At 67.4% G+C, this 15,248-nt stretch carries 12 protein-coding genes; 6 read left to right on the plus strand and 6 right to left on the minus strand.

Annotated elements, in window-relative coordinates; translation table 11 throughout:
• Positions 1-12 precede the first annotated feature (12 nt).
• The 5 genes from ACT7DK_RS16725 to ACT7DK_RS16745 form a co-directional block, all read right to left on the minus strand.
• Positions 13-1,146, minus strand: coding sequence for an enoyl-CoA hydratase/isomerase family protein (locus tag ACT7DK_RS16725; protein WP_445401137.1), 1,134 nt, complete (start codon positions 1,144-1,146; stop codon positions 13-15).
• A 9-nt stretch (positions 1,147-1,155) separates the two neighbouring features.
• Positions 1,156-1,932, minus strand: coding sequence for an enoyl-CoA hydratase (locus ACT7DK_RS16730; protein ID WP_445401139.1), 777 nt, complete (start codon positions 1,930-1,932; stop codon positions 1,156-1,158).
• A 266-nt stretch (positions 1,933-2,198) separates the two neighbouring features.
• On the minus strand, positions 2,199-3,353 hold the full coding sequence (locus ACT7DK_RS16735; protein ID WP_445401141.1) for an acyl-CoA dehydrogenase family protein: 1,155 nt from the start codon (positions 3,351-3,353) through the stop codon (positions 2,199-2,201).
• A gap of 162 nt (positions 3,354-3,515) precedes the next feature.
• Positions 3,516-5,009, minus strand: a complete 1,494-nt coding sequence (locus tag ACT7DK_RS16740) for a CoA-acylating methylmalonate-semialdehyde dehydrogenase (RefSeq protein ID WP_445401143.1) — start codon at positions 5,007-5,009, stop codon at positions 3,516-3,518.
• Positions 5,010-5,021: 12 nt separating this feature from the next.
• The gene (locus ACT7DK_RS16745; protein WP_445401145.1) at positions 5,022-6,203 is read right to left on the minus strand and encodes an acetyl-CoA C-acyltransferase; all 1,182 of its coding nucleotides are present in this window, start codon (positions 6,201-6,203) and stop codon (positions 5,022-5,024) included.
• 503 nt (positions 6,204-6,706) lie between these two features.
• Here ACT7DK_RS16745 and ACT7DK_RS16750 point away from each other — a divergent pair.
• The 6 genes from ACT7DK_RS16750 (at position 6,707) to ACT7DK_RS16775 (ending at position 14,188) form a co-directional block, all read left to right on the plus strand.
• Positions 6,707-7,870: an isovaleryl-CoA dehydrogenase gene (locus ACT7DK_RS16750; protein ID WP_445401147.1), complete on the plus strand. Its 1,164-nt coding sequence runs from the start codon at positions 6,707-6,709 to the stop codon at positions 7,868-7,870.
• Between the two features lie 256 nt (positions 7,871-8,126).
• Complete coding sequence (locus ACT7DK_RS16755; protein WP_445401149.1) at positions 8,127-9,731, plus strand: carboxyl transferase domain-containing protein; 1,605 nt, start codon at positions 8,127-8,129, stop codon at positions 9,729-9,731.
• A 9-nt stretch (positions 9,732-9,740) separates the two neighbouring features.
• Complete coding sequence (locus tag ACT7DK_RS16760) at positions 9,741-10,541, plus strand: enoyl-CoA hydratase-related protein (protein ID WP_445401151.1); 801 nt, start codon at positions 9,741-9,743, stop codon at positions 10,539-10,541.
• Positions 10,531-12,498, plus strand: coding sequence for an ATP-binding protein (locus tag ACT7DK_RS16765; RefSeq protein ID WP_445401153.1), 1,968 nt, complete (start codon positions 10,531-10,533; stop codon positions 12,496-12,498). The genes ACT7DK_RS16760 and ACT7DK_RS16765 overlap by 11 nt, the downstream gene beginning before the upstream one ends.
• Positions 12,491-13,384: a hydroxymethylglutaryl-CoA lyase gene (locus tag ACT7DK_RS16770; RefSeq protein ID WP_445401155.1), complete on the plus strand. Its 894-nt coding sequence runs from the start codon at positions 12,491-12,493 to the stop codon at positions 13,382-13,384. Before ACT7DK_RS16765 ends, ACT7DK_RS16770 begins: the two co-directional genes overlap by 8 nt.
• A 69-nt stretch (positions 13,385-13,453) precedes the next feature.
• On the plus strand, positions 13,454-14,188 hold the full coding sequence (locus ACT7DK_RS16775; RefSeq protein ID WP_445401157.1) for an EAL domain-containing protein: 735 nt from the start codon (positions 13,454-13,456) through the stop codon (positions 14,186-14,188).
• 52 nt (positions 14,189-14,240) lie between these two features.
• Here ACT7DK_RS16775 and ACT7DK_RS16780 read toward each other — a convergent pair whose 3' ends face one another.
• On the minus strand, positions 14,241-15,242 hold the full coding sequence (locus ACT7DK_RS16780) for a TRAP transporter substrate-binding protein (RefSeq protein ID WP_445401159.1): 1,002 nt from the start codon (positions 15,240-15,242) through the stop codon (positions 14,241-14,243).
• Between the last annotated feature and the right edge of the window lie 6 nt (positions 15,243-15,248).

A 15,248-nucleotide genomic window follows, 5' to 3' on the forward strand; every position in this document is an offset into this window, starting at 1 on the left:
TGCTTGCCTCCGTTACAGATCCTGCAGTGGACTCCGGGGCCAGGGCGAAGTGAACAGGACAGCCAGCAGCGCCTCGTCCACCTCGCCCAGGGTCCCGAAACTCCAGTCGGGGTGATTGTCCTTGTCGATAAGCCGGGCCCGTACCCCCTCGGCGAACTCCCGATACCGACAGAGCTGCACCGACAGCGCCAGTTCCCGGCGGAACACCTCGGCCAGGGAGCTGTGCCGGCAACGGTGCAGTTGTTCCGCTATCACCCGGATGGCCAGCGGACTGCCCGCCGCCAGGCCCTGCCGTGCCCGCTCGAACCAGGGGAAATCGATGTCCGCATCCAGAATGGCCGCCACCTGGTCCGCCAGGCGATCCCGGTCCATCAGCCGGCGGATGGCATCCTGATGCTCCCGCAGGGGCGAGGGCTGGTCGGCAAAGACCTCGAGCGAGGCCGCCTCCAATTGCCGCAGCACCAGCCCCACCGCCACGGCGGGATCCCGCCAGTCGGCCACTTCCTGCAGGCGGGGCAGCAACTCGGCCCGCAGGCTTGCGGCGATGGCCCTGTTGGCCAGCCCCAGCCAGTGGCTGTCGTTGGCATTGAGCTGGCAACCGGTGAGGGCGATGAACTCCCCCAGTCCCGGCGGCAGGCGGTTGAGGAACCAGCTGCCGCCCACGTCCGGGTAGAGGGCGATGGTCACCTCCGGCATCGCCAGCCGGCTGCTTTCGGTGACGATGCGCTGCCGGCTGGCGCCGAACAGCCCCAGGCCGCCGCCCATGACGATGCCGCCGCCCCAGCAGATCACCGGCTTGGGGTAGCTGTGCAGCAGATAATCCAGCCGGTATTCCCGCTCGAAAAAGCGCGCCGCCGGCTCGGGGATAGGCCCCAGGCCCAGTTCGTCGAGGGGGCCTGCCCTATGGGCCGAGGTGATGGCCCGGTACAGCCCCACCACATCGCCGCCGGCGCAGAAGGCCCGGTCACCGGTGCCTTCGAGCAGCACCGCCACCAGCCCCTCATCCTGCCGCCAGGCGGCCAGCTGGGGCAGCATCCGCTCTATCATCTCCAGGCTCAGGGCATTGAGGCTGCGCTCATTGTCGAGCACCAGCCGGCCGATACGCCGGCCGCCGCCCGTGGCATGCTCTTCGACTATCAGGCTCATGAGGACTCCTTAGCGGTTGCGCCATTGGGGCGGACGTTTTTCCAGGAAGGCGTTGACCCCTTCCCGCTGATCCTCGGTGTCGAACAAATCCACGAACTCCTCCCGCTCCCGGATATAGCCCTGCTCCAGAGGCCGGCGGCGGGCAGACTGGATCAGCCGCTTACAGGCGGCCAGCGACGAGGGGCTCTGCTGCTCCGCCTGGCGGGCCAGCGCCAGGGCCCGCTCGAGGGCCTGCCCCTGCGGCACCACCTCCTCCACCAGGCCGATGGCCAGGGCCCGCTCGGCATTCAGCCGCTCGCCGCAGAGGATAAGCCGCTTGGCCCAGCCCTCGCCCACCAGCCAGGTCAGGTTCTGGGTACCGCCGGCGCAGGGCAGCAGCCCCACCTTGGCCTCGGGCAGGGCCATCACCGCCTGCCGGCCGGCCACGCGCAGATCGCAGGCCAGGGCCGCTTCCAGGCCGCCGCCCATGGCGTAGCCGTCGATGGCGGCGATGGACAGGCCGCGAAACCGGCTCAGGGCCTCGAAGGCCTCGCCGAAGCGCCGCGCCATCTCCCGCGCCACCGCCCGGTCGCCGTCGGCGAACAGTTTGAGATCGGCCCCGGCGGAAAAGAACCTGTCCCCCGCCCCGGTCAGCACCAGGCTCCAGATCTCCCGGTCGGCGTTCAGTTGCGCGACTCGCTCGGTCAGGGCCGAGAGGCTCTGTGCCGTCCAGGTATTGGCGGGCGGGTTGTCCATGGTCAGGATGGCGGTATGGCCTTGTTGTTCAAAACGGATGGTGGTGGTCATGGGTGCACCTCTCTATGACTATGGCCAGTGGCGATAGAACGCCGGGAACAGCTATGACGCAGACGCCGCTCATGCTCAAAAGGAGACCAAAGGGGGCCGAGGAGCCGACCGTGACATGCCAGGGATGGCATGTCCGAGCCCACATGGACGTGCTTGTAGCGTGTCGGCGAGCGGCCCCCTTTGGTCTCCTCCGCCCATCTCACGGACGGCATCACCGAACTGGCACACAGGTACTGACCTCAACTCAAGAGCCCTCTGCGAACCCATCACAGCTCCCCGCTGCTTTCCGCCAGTACCCGGCGGGCGATCAGCAGCCGCATGATCTCGTTGGTGCCCTCCAGGATGCGGTGCACCCGGGTATCCCTCAGGTAACGCTCGAGCGGGTATTCGCGGATATAGCCGTAGCCGCCGTACAGCTGCAGCGCCTGATCGCACACCTGGAAGCCGGCATCGGTGGCGAAACGCTTGGCCATGGCGCAGTAGGTGGTGGCGTCCGGGTGGCCCGCATCGAGTCGGCTTGCCGCCAGCCGCACCAGCTGACGCGCCGCCACCAGCTCGGTGGCCATGTCGGCAATGCTGAACTGCAGCGCCTGGAACTCGGCCAATTTGCGGCCGAACTGGCTGCGCTCCTGCAGGTACTGCCGCGCCTTGTTGAGGGCCTGCTGGGCGGTGCCCACCGAGCAGCTGGCGATGTTGATGCGGCCCCCGTCCAGCCCCTTCATCGCCAGCTTGAAGCCCTCGCCTTCCCGGCCCAGCAGCTGATTGGCGGGCACCCGCACCCGCTCGAAGGTGACGGCGCGGGTGGGCTGGCTGTTCCAGCCCATCTTGTCCTCGGGGCGGCCGTAGACGATGCCGGGGCTGTCGGCGTCCAGGGCGAAGGCGGAGATGCCGCCCGCGCCCTCGCCGCCGGTGCGGGCCATCACCACCAGCACCTGGGTGCTGCCGGCGCCGGAGATGAACATCTTGCTGCCGTTGAGCTCATACTGATCGCCGTCGCGGCGGGCGCTGGTCCTGAGGGCGGCGGCGTCCGAGCCGGCATTGGGCTCGGTCAGGCAATAGGAGCCGAGCAGCCGCCCACTGACCAGCCCCTCGCCCCAGCGTGCCCAGGTCTCTTCACTGCCGGCGCTCGCCACCATCCAGGTCACCATGTTGTGGATGGTGAGGAAGGCGGTGGTGGAGGTGCAGCCCATGGCCAGGCGCTCGAAGATGATGCTGGCGTCGAGCCGGCTCAGCCCCAGGCCGCCGGCGGACTCGGGGGTATAGAGGGCGCAGAGGCCCAGCCCGCCCGCCTTGTGCAGGGTCTCGACCGGGAAGTGGTGGTCCCGGTCCCAGTCGGCGGCGTGGGGCTCCAGCTCGTTGCGGGCGAAGTCGTCGGCCAGGGCCGCAAAGGCCCGCTGTTCGTCGCTCAGTTCAAAGTCCATGCAAGCTCCCTCCGGTCGCGGCTAAAAGCTGGAAGCTGGAAGCTGGAAGCTGGAAGCTGGAAGCTGGAAGCTGCCAGAGATTAACGGTTTTCGCTCACTCCCTACTTCCACCGCTTCCGAGCCAGCCCTCTCACTGCTCTGACAGCCGATAGCTGACAGCCTTCATTTCAGATGAATCGACATATTGGGTCCGGCCACCGCCTCGTCTTCGAACCAGCGGGCGGTGACGGTCTTGGTTTCGGTGTAGAACCGCACCGCCTGCTTGCCGTAGGCATGCAGATCGCCGTAGAAGGAACGACGCCAGCCGGTGAAGGAGAAAAAGGGCAGCGGCACCGGTATGGGCACGTTGATGCCCACCTGGCCCACCTTGATCTCGTGCTGGTATTTGCGTGCCGCCGCGCCCGAGGCGGTGAAGATGGAAGTGCCGTTGCCATAGGGGTTGGCGTTGACCAAGGCGATGGCCTCGTCCAGGCTGTCCGCCTCCATCAGCAACAGCACGGGGCCGAAGATCTCCTCCCGGTAGAGGGCCATCTCGGGGGTCACGCCACGGAACAGGGTGGGCCCTACCCAGTTGCCGTGGGGGTAGTCGTCCACCGTGCAGTGGCTGCCGTCGAGCAGGCACTCGGCGCCCTCGGCCCTGCCCCCGGCGATCAGCCGCAGCACCCGCTCCCGGGCCGCTTTGCTGATCAGCGGGCCGTAGCCGGCGTCGGGGTCGTCCCAGGCACCGGGCCGCACCCGGGCCATGGCGTCTTTCAGCTCCGGAATCCATTTCCTGGCCTCGCCCACCAGCACCGCCACCGATATCGCCATGCAGCGCTGGCCGGCGGCGCCCACCGAGGAGCCCACCAGGTTGTTGATCACCTGCTGCTTGTTGGCGTCGGGCAGCACCACCATGTGGTTCTTGGCGCCGGCGAAGGCCTGCACCCGTTTCAGGTGGGCGGTGCCGGTCTGGTAGATATGCTGGCCGGCGGCCACCGAGCCGACGAAGGAGATGGCGCACACCTCAGGGTGCACCAGCAACCGGTCCACCACCTCCTTGCCGCCGTGCACCACCTGCAGCAGGCCGTCGGGGGCGCCGGCCTGTTTGAACAGCTCGGCCAGCCGCATGGACGCCAGGGGATCCTGCTCCGACGGCTTGAGCACGAAGGTATTGCCACAGGCGATGGCGAGCGGAAACATCCACAGCGGGATCATGGCCGGAAAGTTGAACGGGGTGATGCCCACGCAGACCCCCAGCGGCTGGGTGAAGCTGTAGCAGTCCACGCCCCGGGCCACGTTTTCCTGGGTCTCGCCCATGCTGAGGGAGGCGATGTTGGCGGCCTGCTCCACCACCTCTATGCCCCGCCACACGTCGCCCCTGGCGTCCTCGAAGGTCTTGCCTGTGTCCTCGCTGAGCAGGCGGGCGATGTCGTCGTGGTATTCCTTCAGCAGCGCCTGGTAGCGCAGCATCAAGCGGGCCCGCTCCGGCACCGGCACTTCCCGCCATTCGACGAAGGCCCGGCTTGCCGCCGCCACCGCCGCCTCCACCTCCTCGGCCGTGGCGCAGGGCAGGCGGGCAATGATCTCCTGGGTGGCCGGGTTGTTCACCTCCAGCCACTCGTGAGTGCGGCTTTGCACCATATTGCCGCCGATCAGCAGTGGTACCTGGTATGTCATTTTCCTGTCCTCCTAGAGCAATTCCACCGCCACCGCCGTGGCCTCGCCGCCGCCGATGCACAGGGCCGCCACCCCCCGCCTGAGCCCGCGCCGGCGCAGGGCATGCAGCAGGGTAACCACGATGCGGGCGCCGCTGGCACCGATGGGGTGGCCCAGGGCGCAGGCTCCGCCGTTGACGTTGACCCGCGCCGGATCCAGCCCCAGCTCGCGGATGGCCAGCAGGGCGACCACCGCGAAGGCCTCGTTGATCTCGAACAGATCCACCTCGCTCGCCTGCCAGCCGAGCCGGTCCAGCAGCTTGTCGATGGCGCCGATGGGCGCCAGGGTAAACTCGGCGGGCAACTGGGCATGGGTGGCGTGGGCCAGCACCCGGGCCAGGGGCCTGAGACCAAGCGCCGCCGCCTGCTCGGCGGTGGTCACCACCAGGGCGGCCGCGCCGTCGGAGATGGAGCTGGAATTGGCGGCGGTGATGGTGCCGTCCTGGGCGAAGGCGGGCTTGAGGGTACGGATTTTGTCGGGCCTGGCCTTGCCCGGCTGTTCATCGGTATCCACCCGCCGGCTGCCCTGGCGCTCCGCCACCTCGACCGGCACGATTTCCTCGGCAAAGTCCCCTTCGGCGATAGCCAGTTGGGCCCGGGTCAGGGACCTGATCGCGAAGTCGTCCATCGCCTCCCGACCGATGCCGAATTCATCCGCCGTCCGCTGGGCGAAACTGCCCATCAGTCCGCCCTCGTAGGCGTCCTCCAGGCCGTCGAAAAACATGTGATCCAGCAACTGGCCGTGGCCCATGCGCAGCCCCGCCCGCGCCTTGGGCAACAGGTAGGGCGCCAGGCTCATGCTCTCCATGCCGCCCGCCACCATCAGCCGGGCAGAGCCCGCCAGCAGTTGATCGTGGGCCAGCATCAGCGCCTTCATGCCCGAGCCGCACATCTTGTTGACCGTGGTGCAACCGACGGACACCGGCAGCCCGGCCCCCAGCGCCGCCTGCCGGGCCGGCGCCTGGCCCTGGCCGGCGGGCAGTACGCAACCCATCACCACCTCATCCACCCGTTCGGTCGCCACCCCGGCCCGGCTCAGGGCGGCCCCGATGGCCGCGGCCCCCAGCCCGGGCGCCGGCACGGCGCCGAAATCGCCCAGCAGGGCCCCCATGGGGGTCCGGGCCGCACTCACTATCACTATCTCGCTCTTTGCCATGGTGGCTCCATCTGCTCCGAAAACGGAGTAAAACGCGTCTGTCTGACCTGGTTCAATCGGACAAAGGGCCGACTCACCGTGAAATCTGGTGTACTCGGCCAAAGCGCACTGCTCCGCCGACACGCCGTAAACCCATCCCTGGGGGCTCCGCCGCGCCATCTCTGGCGCGAAGGGTCGGCAAAGCAGCACCCTTTGTCCTCCCCAAAACTCAGCGCCGCCTGTTGGCGATCCCCTCAGACAACAGCGAAGCAAGAAAGAAGCAACAGAGATTGCTTTCACCGACCGTCACATGCCAGGGATGGCATGTGACGGTCGGTGAAGGTGACCCTGTTGCCTCTTTAGCTGGGCCGTAACAGACAAGCTTCGTAAAGTTCGCTCGCAGGCTCTAAAAATCCTTTATCTATTCAAGCTTAGCCAACCCTAACAGTCCCATAACAACTATAGTTAATTCAGCAATATTGGTAGCAAACGAGCCCAATCTTTTCATCAGCAAGGAGGTTTTCATGGCCCCCTATCCGCAACTGGACTTCGGCCTGGGCGAGACCCTGGATCTGCTGCGCGACCAGATCGCCGCCTTCGCCAGCCGGGAAATCGCCCCCCTGGCCGAGACCATCGACCGGGACAACCGCTTTCCCGCCGAACTCTGGCCCAAACTCGGCGCCATGGGGCTGTTCGGCATCACCGTAGCCGAACGCCACGGCGGCGTGGACATGGGCTACCTGGCCCAGGTGCTGGCGATGGAGGAAATCAGCCGGGCCTCGGCGGCGGTGGGCCTGTCCTACGGCGCCCACGCCAACCTCTGCGTCAACCAGATCCACCGCCACGGCAGTGAGGCGCAGAAAGCCCGTTACCTGCCCAAACTGCTGAGCGGTGAGCACATCGGCGCCCTGGCCATGTCCGAGCCCAATGCCGGCTCCGACGTGGTGTCCATGCGCCTGTCCGCACAAGCCGACGGCGACCACTTCGTGCTGAACGGCACCAAGATGTGGATCACCAACGGCCCCGACGCCCAGGTGTTCGTGGTGTACGCCAAGACGGTGCCCGACGCCGGCGCCCGGGGCATCACCGCCTTTATCGTCGAACGCGACACCCCCGGCTTCGGCCAGGCCCAGAAGCTCGACAAGCTCGGCATGCGCGGCTCCAACACCTGCGAGCTGGTGTTCGAGGACTGCCGGGTGCCGGCGGACAATGTACTCGGCGCCCTGAACGGCGGGGGCGGGGTGCTGATGAGCGGGCTCGACTACGAGCGGCTGGTGCTGGCCGGCGGGCCGCTCGGCATCATGCAGGCGGCCATGGATCTGGTGGTGCCCTATGTGCGGGAACGCAAACAGTTCGGCCAGGCCATCGGCGACTTCCAGCTGGTGCAGGGCAAGCTCGCCGACATGTACACCCGCATGAACGCCGCCCGCAGCTACACCTATATGGTGGCCATGGCCGCGGACCGGGGCGCGCTCGGCCGCAAGGACGCCGCCGGGGTGATACTGCTGGCGGCGGAAACCGCCACCCGGCTGGCGCTGGACGCCATCCAGCTGTTGGGCGGCAACGGCTATATCAACGAGTTCCCCGCCGGCCGGCTGCTGCGGGACGCCAAGCTGTACGAAATCGGCGCCGGCACCTCGGAGATCCGCCGCATGCTGATCGGCCGGGAACTGGTGCAGAACCGGTGAGGTGGCTTATGACACCCGGAGCCTACAAGGCGGACAAAGGGAACGGCTCCACCGACCGTCATATGCCAGGGATGGCATGTGCGAGCGTACATGGGGCGAGCGTGTTTCGCCGTAACGAGTCGTTTCAGCCTGACCGAACATCCGGTGAATGTTCGCAACAGGCTGAAACGGCGAGTGTCAACTTTTGAAGCGTGTCGGCGGAGTTGGCCCTTTGGCCGACTCGCCTCGAGCTCAACAACCACTGTTGGAGCCAGCCATGACCATACTGACCAGCCAGATCAGGCCCGAGTCGGAGGAGTTCAGGGCCAATCATAATGCCATGGCCGCCGAGGTGGCGGCGCTGCGCGAGCTGGTGGCCAGCATCGGAGCAGGTGGCGACGAGACCAGCCGCCAGCGCCACCAACAGCGGGGCAAGCTGCTGGCGCGGGAACGCATCCGCCGCTTGCTGGATCCGGGCGCGCCCTTCCTCGAGCTGTCCCAGCTCGCCGCCCACCGGGTCTACGACGAAGCAGTGCCGGCGGCGGGGCTGGTGGCCGGCATCGGCCGGGTGTGCGGGGTGGAGTGCATGCTGGTGGCCAACGACGCCACCGTCAAGGGCGGCACCTACTACCCGCTCACGGTCAAGAAGCACCTGCGCGCCCAGACTATCGCCGAACGCTGCCGGCTGCCCTGCCTCTACCTGGTGGACTCCGGCGGCGCCCACCTGCCCAGCCAGGACGAGGTGTTCCCGGACCGGGACCACTTCGGTCGTATCTTCTTCAACCAGGCGCGGATGTCCGCCGCCGGCATCCCCCAGCTGGCGGTGGTGATGGGGCTGTGCACCGCCGGCGGCGCCTATGTGCCGGCCATGGCGGACGAGTCCATCATAGTGCGCAGCCAGGGCACTATCTTCCTCGGCGGTCCGCCCCTGGTGCGAGCCGCCACCGGCGAGGTGGTCAGCGCCGAGGAGCTGGGCGGCGCCGAGGTGCACACCCGCGTCTCGGGGGTGGCGGATCATGTCGCCGAGGACGACGCCCACGCCCTGCACCTGGCCCGCCGGCTGGTGGCCAACCTCAACCGGCCGTCGCTGCCGGCCCCGCCCCACCCGCCGCGGCCGCCCCGCTACCCGGCCGAGCAGCTGTACGGCATCGTCGGCACCGATCTGCGCAAGTCCTTCGAGGTGCGCGAGGTGATCGCCCGGCTGGTGGACGACTCGGCCTTCGACGAGTTCAAGCGCGACTTCGGCTCCACCCTGGTCACCGGCTTCGCCCGGCTGCACGGCTACCCGGTGGGCATACTGGCCAACAACGGCGTGCTGTTCAGCGAATCGGCCCAGAAGGGCGCCCACTTTATCGAGCTGTGCTGCCAGCGCCGCATTCCCCTGCTGTTCCTGCAGAACATCACCGGTTTTATGGTGGGTCGGAAATACGAGGCCGAGGGCATCGCCAAGCACGGCGCCAAGCTGGTGATGGCGGTGGCCTGCGCCAACGTACCCAAGGTGACCCTGATCATCGGCGGCAGTTTCGGCGCCGGCAACTACGGCATGTGCGGCCGGGCCTATGATCCGGACTTTCTGTGGATCTGGCCCAACGCCCGCATCTCGGTGATGGGGGGCGAGCAGGCCGCCGGCGTGCTCGCCACGGTGCGGCGGGACGCCAGGGAAAAGGCCGGCGAATCCTGGAGCGCCGAGGACGAGGCCGCCTTCCGGGCACCCATCGTCGAGCGCTACGAGCGTCAGGGCCATCCCTGGTACGCCAGCGCCCGGCTGTGGGATGACGGCGTGATCGATCCCAGGGACAGCCGCGCCGTGCTGGCCATGAGCCTTGCCCTTTCCCTGAACCGGCCCATGGACGAGCCCCGTTTCGGGGTGTTCCGCATGTAAGGAGAAGCCATGAACGAGCCCCTGTTGCTGCAACCTTCGCTTCCCGGTGTCTGGGAGCTGGTGCTGAACCGGCCCGGCCGCCACAACGCCTTCGACGATGCGCTGATTGCCGCCATGCTCCAACAGCTCGATAACGCCGCCCATCTGCTCGACCTGCGCTTGCTGGTGCTGCGCAGCACGGGCAGGCACTTCAGCGCCGGCGCGGATCTGGCCTGGATGCAGCGCGCTGCCGGCTACAGCCGGCAGCAGAACCTGGCCGACGCCGAGCAGCTGGCCCTGCTGCTGCGGCGGTTGGATCAGTTCCCCGGCCCGACCCTGGCGCTGGTGCAGGGGGCGGCCTACGGTGGCGCCCTGGGCCTGGCGGCCTGCTGCGACCTGGTGGTCGCCGCCGCCGATGCCCGTTTCTGCCTGAGCGAGGTACGACTGGGGCTCATTCCCGCCATCATCAGTCCTTATGTATTGCGCGCCATGGGGCCGCGCCAGGCCCGGCGCTATATGCTGACCGCCGAGGTCATTCCCGCCCGGGAAGCCGAACGGCTGGGCCTGGTACACCTGCTGGCCGAGCCCGGCCAGAGCCTGGACGAAGCGGCGGCCCCCCTGATCCGGGCGCTGCTGCGCAATGGTCCGGTGGCGCTGGCCGCCGCCAAGCAATTGATCCGGGAGTTCGCCTACCGCCCCATCAACGGGCCGCTGATCGAAGAGAGCGCGCGCCGCATCGCCGAGTTGCGGGCCGGCGCCGAGGCGCAAGAGGGCATCGGCGCCTTCCTGCAAAAACGGCCGCCGGCCTGGGAGGACGAAGATGTTCACTAAGCTCTTGGTCGCCAACCGGGGCGAGATCGCCTGCCGCATCATCCGCACCGCCCACCGGCTCGGCATCGCCTGCGTGGCGGTCTACTCCGACGCCGACCGGAACGCCCGCCATCTGGCCCTGGCCGACGAGGCCTGGCACCTGGGCCCGGCGCAGGCCACCCAGAGCTACCTGAATCAGCACAAGCTGCTGGCCATCGCCCGGGCCGCTGGCGCCCAGGCGGTGCACCCGGGCTACGGTTTCCTGTCGGAAAACGCCGGCTTCGCCCGCGCCTGTGCCGCCGCCGGCCTGGTCTTCGTCGGCCCGCCCGCCGAGGCCATCGCCGCCATGGGCTCCAAGTCCGCCGCCAAGGCGCTGATGGAAACGGCCGGGGTGCCGGTGGTGCCCGGCTACCACGGCCCCGAACAGTCCCCGGAGCGGCTGCGGCAGGAGGCCGGGCGCTGCGGCTTTCCGCTGCTGCTGAAGGCGGTGGCCGGCGGCGGCGGCAAGGGCATGCGGGTAGTCAGCCATCTCGACGAATTCGACGAGGCTCTGGCCGCCGCCCGGCGCGAGGCCAGGGCCGCCTTCGGCGACGACGCCATGCTGCTGGAACGCTACCTGCCCCAAGCCCGCCACGTGGAGGTGCAGGTGTTCTGCGACCGATTCGGCCAGGGACTTTATCTGGCCGAGCGGGATTGCTCGGTACAACGCCGCCACCAGAAGGTGCTGGAGGAGGCTCCCGCCCCCAACCTTGCCCCCGACACCCGGGTGGCCATGGGCGAGGCGGCGGTGCGCGCCGCCCGGGCCATCGACTATGAAGGGGCCGGTACCATCGAGTTTCTCTATCAGGAGGACGGCCGCTTCTATTTTATGGAGATGAACACCCGGCTGCAGGTGGAGCACCCGGTGACCGAGCTGGTCACCGGCCTGGACCTGGTGGAATGGCAGTTGCGGGTGGCGGCGGGTGAGCCGCTGCCGCTGACCCAGGCGCAGGTGACCGTCCGCGGCCACGCCGTCGAAGCGCGGGTCTATGCCGAAGACGCCGACCAGGGTTTCCTGCCCGCCGCCGGCCCCCTGCACTACCTGCGCGAGCCGGCCACCGGCCCCCGGGTGCGGCTGGATACCGGGGTGCGCGAAGGCGACGAGGTGGGTATCCACTACGATCCCCTGATCGCCAAGCTGATCGTCTGGGATCCCAGTCGCGAGCAGGCCCTGCACCGGCTGGCCCGGGCCCTGGCCCAGTATCGCATCGGCGGGGTCAGGACCAACCTGCGCTTTCTGCACGCCCTGGCGGGCTCGGCGCCGCTGCAGGCCGCCGAGCTCCACACCGGCTTTATCGAGCAGCACCGGGCGCTGCTCTTTGCCCCACCCGCCCTGTCTCCCTCCCGGGTGCTGGCCCTGGCCGCCGCCTGCTGGCTGGCGCTGGAGCCGAACGACGAGATCGCCCCCTTCTCCGGCCACTCGGGGTGGTGGCTCAACCTGCCGGCACGGCGTCGGATAGAGCTGGAATACGGCGGGGAGCGGCATGAAGTCGATATGACCGCCGAAGACCTCGGCTGGCAGGTGGAGAGTGGCGGGCACCGTCACCAGGTCCATGCGCTGCTCGACGGCGACCGGCTGCAGGCGGAGCTGGACGGCGAGCCCCTGCCCTGCCACTGCGCCCGTCACGCCGACCAGTTGTGGCTGTTCCACCGGGGCGAGCGCTACGACCTGCGCCTGGCCCCGCTCGAGGTCGCCCGGCACCAGGGCGGGCATCAGGCCGGCCTCAGGGCGCCCATGCCCGGGCTCATCGGCCAGCTGCGGGTGGCGGTGGGCGACACCGTCGCCGCCGGCCAGACTTTGCTGGTGCTGGAGGCGATGAAGATGGAACACCCCCTGCGCGCCCCCGCCGCCGGCCGGGTGGCGGAGATCCGCTGCCGGGAAGGCGACCAGGTGAACGAAGGGGATGAACTGCTGCGGCTGGAGGAAGCGGATGGATAGGGTCAAGCTGGTGGAGGTGGGCCCGCGGGACGGGCTGCAGAACGAGGCCGTCCTGGTCCCCACGGCGGTCAAGATTGAACTGATCGAGCGGCTCGCCGCCTGCGGCCTGACACATATAGAGGCGGCCAGCTTCGTCTCGCCCAAGTGGGTGCCGCAAATGGCCGACGGCGCCGCCGTGCTGGCGGGCATCCGCCGCAAGATCGGGGTGGTCTACGCGGCCCTCACCCCCAACCTCAAGGGGCTGACGGCGGCCCTGGCCGCCGGCGCCGACGAGGTGGCGGTGTTCACCGCCGCCTCCGAGTCGTTCTGCCAGCAGAACATCCACTGCTCCATCGATCAGAGCCTGGCGCGTTTCACACCCGTGCTGGCCGAGGCCCGGGCCCGCCGGATCCGGGTGCGGGGCTACGTGTCCACCGTGCTCGGCTGTCCCTACGAAGGCGAGATCAGCCCCGATGCCGTGGCCCGGGTGGCGGGGGCCCTGCACCGGATGGGTTGCTATGAGGTTTCCCTCGGTGACACCATCGGCACCGGCACCCCGGGCAAGGCCAGGGCCATGCTGGCTGCGGTGCGCCGGGAGGTGCCGATAACGCGACTCGCCGCCCACTTCCACGATACCTACGGCCAGGCCCTGGCCAATCTCTATGCGGTGCTGGAAGAAGGGGTGCGCATCGTCGACTGCTCAGTGGCGGGCCTGGGCGGCTGCCCCTATGCCAAAGGCGCCTCCGGCAACCTGGCCAGCGAAGAGGTGGTCTACCTGCTGCACGGCCTCGGCTTCCAGACCGGGGTGGACCTGGCCAGGCTGGTGGAGACGGGGCACTGGATCAGCCGGCAGTTGGGCCGGGAAAACGGCTCCAAAGTGGGCAGGGCGCTATCGGGACCAAGGTAAAGATTCAATTGACAACAAAAAAGCCATTAATGACAATAAGTATTATTATCATCTTAATGTTAGATCACCATGCTGAAACGAGCCCTGAGCAGCGTCGACAACTTTACCCTCTATGACTTATTGCAGAATCGCCGTTTCGGCGTGGAGTACCAGCCCATCGTCGAGCTGCAAAGCGGCGACATCATGGGCTGGGAAGGATTGGCTCGTTTCTACACCCCGGAAGGGGAGTCCCTGCGGCCGGATCTGGTGTTCGATGCCCTGCATGTGGATGACCTCAGCCTGTTCAACATCGAGTACCAGATGAAATGGCTGCAGCTGGCCTATGCCCCCAAAGGCCAGGATCTCTTCCTCAATATCGATCCCCATGCTTTCGCCCTGTTCGGGCGGGACGAGCGCAATCCGCTGCTGGAACTGCTCAAGGGCAAGCCGCACCTGGTGGTGGAAATCATCGAAAACAGCGATGCCAACGACGCCCTCTACAGCAGCAGCATGAGCAGCGCCTACAAGGAATCGGGACTGCGTATTGCCCTGGACGACATCGGCGCCCCCAACAGCATGTTGTCCTTCGAAATCCTGCTCAATATGGATTATCTCAAGCTGGATCGCTCCTGGATCAAAAACCAGAGCAAGGAAAACTACGATCATCTGCTCCAGGCCCTGTGTCACTTTGCCCGGCAGAGCGGAAAGCAGCTGATCCTGGAAGGGGTGGAAAACGAAGAAGACCTGCACTTCGCCCGCCAGCTCGGCGTGGACTATGTGCAGGGCTTTCTGTACCGTCCCCTGTTCCGCGCCGAGCGGGCCTGAATAGGACAAAAGGCGCCCGCGGGCGCCTTCAAGGTACAGGATCAGAGCGGGATCAACCGCGGATCTTCTGCAGCTCGGCCTGTACATCGTCCCACAGCTGCTGACCCACGTCCTGGGCGATGCCCTGGTTGACCTCGTCCAGGCGGGCGCGCATGCGATCCACTTCGGCCGCATCCAGCTCGTTCACTTCCATGCCCTTTTCCTTCAGCTCGGCCAGGGCCCAGGCGGCCTCTTCCCGGGTGTCACGACGCTCGAAGTCGCGGGAGGCCTCGGCGGCCTGTTTGAGTACCTGGCGCTCGTCGTCGGACAGCTTGTCCCAGAACTTCTTGCTCACCAGCACTATCCAGGGGCTGTAGACGTGGTTGGTCACGGTCAGGTATTTCTGCACCTCGTAAAACTTGCTGGAGAGGATGGTGTTATAGGGGTTTTCCTGACCGTCCACGGTGCGGGTTTCGAGCGCGGTGAACAGTTCGGAAAACGCCATGGGCACGGCATTGGCGCCCAGCGCCTTGAAGCTGTCGAGGAAGACGTTGTTCTGCATCACCCGCAGGCGGATACCGTCCATGTCTTCCAGGCTGGTGACCGGGCCACGGCTGTTGGTCAGGTTGCGGAAGCCGTTTTCCCAGTACACCAGGCCGATCAGGCCCTTCTCTTCCAGTTTCGCCATCACCTGCTCGCCCACCGGGCCGTCGAGCACGGCATCCGCTTCCTCGACGTTGTTGAACAGGAAGGGGGTATCCCAAACAGCCATTTCCGGCACTATGCCCACCAGGGTGGCGGTGGAGCCCACCATCATCTCCTGGGCACCACCCAGCAGCGCCTGCTGCATCTGCAGATCCGAGCCCAGGGTGGCGGCGCCGAAGGCGCGTACCTTCATCTTGTCGCCGGACAGCTTGCCCACTTCGGCGGCGAACTTCTGGGTGGCCCGGCCCTGGTTGGAGTCTTCATTCAGGCCGTAGCCGAAGCGGATCATCCGAGACTGGATGTCGGCCGCCATGGCGTTGGCGGACATCAGGCCGATCATGCCGGACAGTACGAGGGTTTTCAGTTTCATGGAAAT

Source organism: Zobellella sp. An-6 (genome assembly GCF_052487945.1).

Bases quoted from the DNA above. Each gene is read 5' to 3' on its own strand.
- ACT7DK_RS16755 (WP_445401149.1), top strand. From the start codon at position 8,127: ATGACCATACTGACCAGCCAGATCAGGCCCGAGTCGGAGGAGTTCAGG.
- ACT7DK_RS16725 (WP_445401137.1), bottom strand. From the start codon at position 1,146: ATGAGCCTGATAGTCGAAGAGCATGCCACGGGCGGCGGCCGGCGTATC.
- ACT7DK_RS16740 (WP_445401143.1), bottom strand. From the start codon at position 5,009: ATGACATACCAGGTACCACTGCTGATCGGCGGCAATATGGTGCAAAGC.
- ACT7DK_RS16770 (WP_445401155.1), top strand. From the start codon at position 12,491: ATGGATAGGGTCAAGCTGGTGGAGGTGGGCCCGCGGGACGGGCTGCAG.
- ACT7DK_RS16780 (WP_445401159.1), bottom strand. From the start codon at position 15,242: ATGAAACTGAAAACCCTCGTACTGTCCGGCATGATCGGCCTGATGTCC.
- ACT7DK_RS16745 (WP_445401145.1), bottom strand. From the start codon at position 6,203: ATGGCAAAGAGCGAGATAGTGATAGTGAGTGCGGCCCGGACCCCCATG.
- ACT7DK_RS16730 (WP_445401139.1), bottom strand. From the start codon at position 1,932: ATGACCACCACCATCCGTTTTGAACAACAAGGCCATACCGCCATCCTG.
- ACT7DK_RS16750 (WP_445401147.1), top strand. From the start codon at position 6,707: ATGGCCCCCTATCCGCAACTGGACTTCGGCCTGGGCGAGACCCTGGAT.
- ACT7DK_RS16765 (WP_445401153.1), top strand. From the start codon at position 10,531: ATGTTCACTAAGCTCTTGGTCGCCAACCGGGGCGAGATCGCCTGCCGC.
- ACT7DK_RS16760 (WP_445401151.1), top strand. From the start codon at position 9,741: ATGAACGAGCCCCTGTTGCTGCAACCTTCGCTTCCCGGTGTCTGGGAG.
- ACT7DK_RS16735 (WP_445401141.1), bottom strand. From the start codon at position 3,353: ATGGACTTTGAACTGAGCGACGAACAGCGGGCCTTTGCGGCCCTGGCC.
- ACT7DK_RS16775 (WP_445401157.1), top strand. From the start codon at position 13,454: ATGCTGAAACGAGCCCTGAGCAGCGTCGACAACTTTACCCTCTATGAC.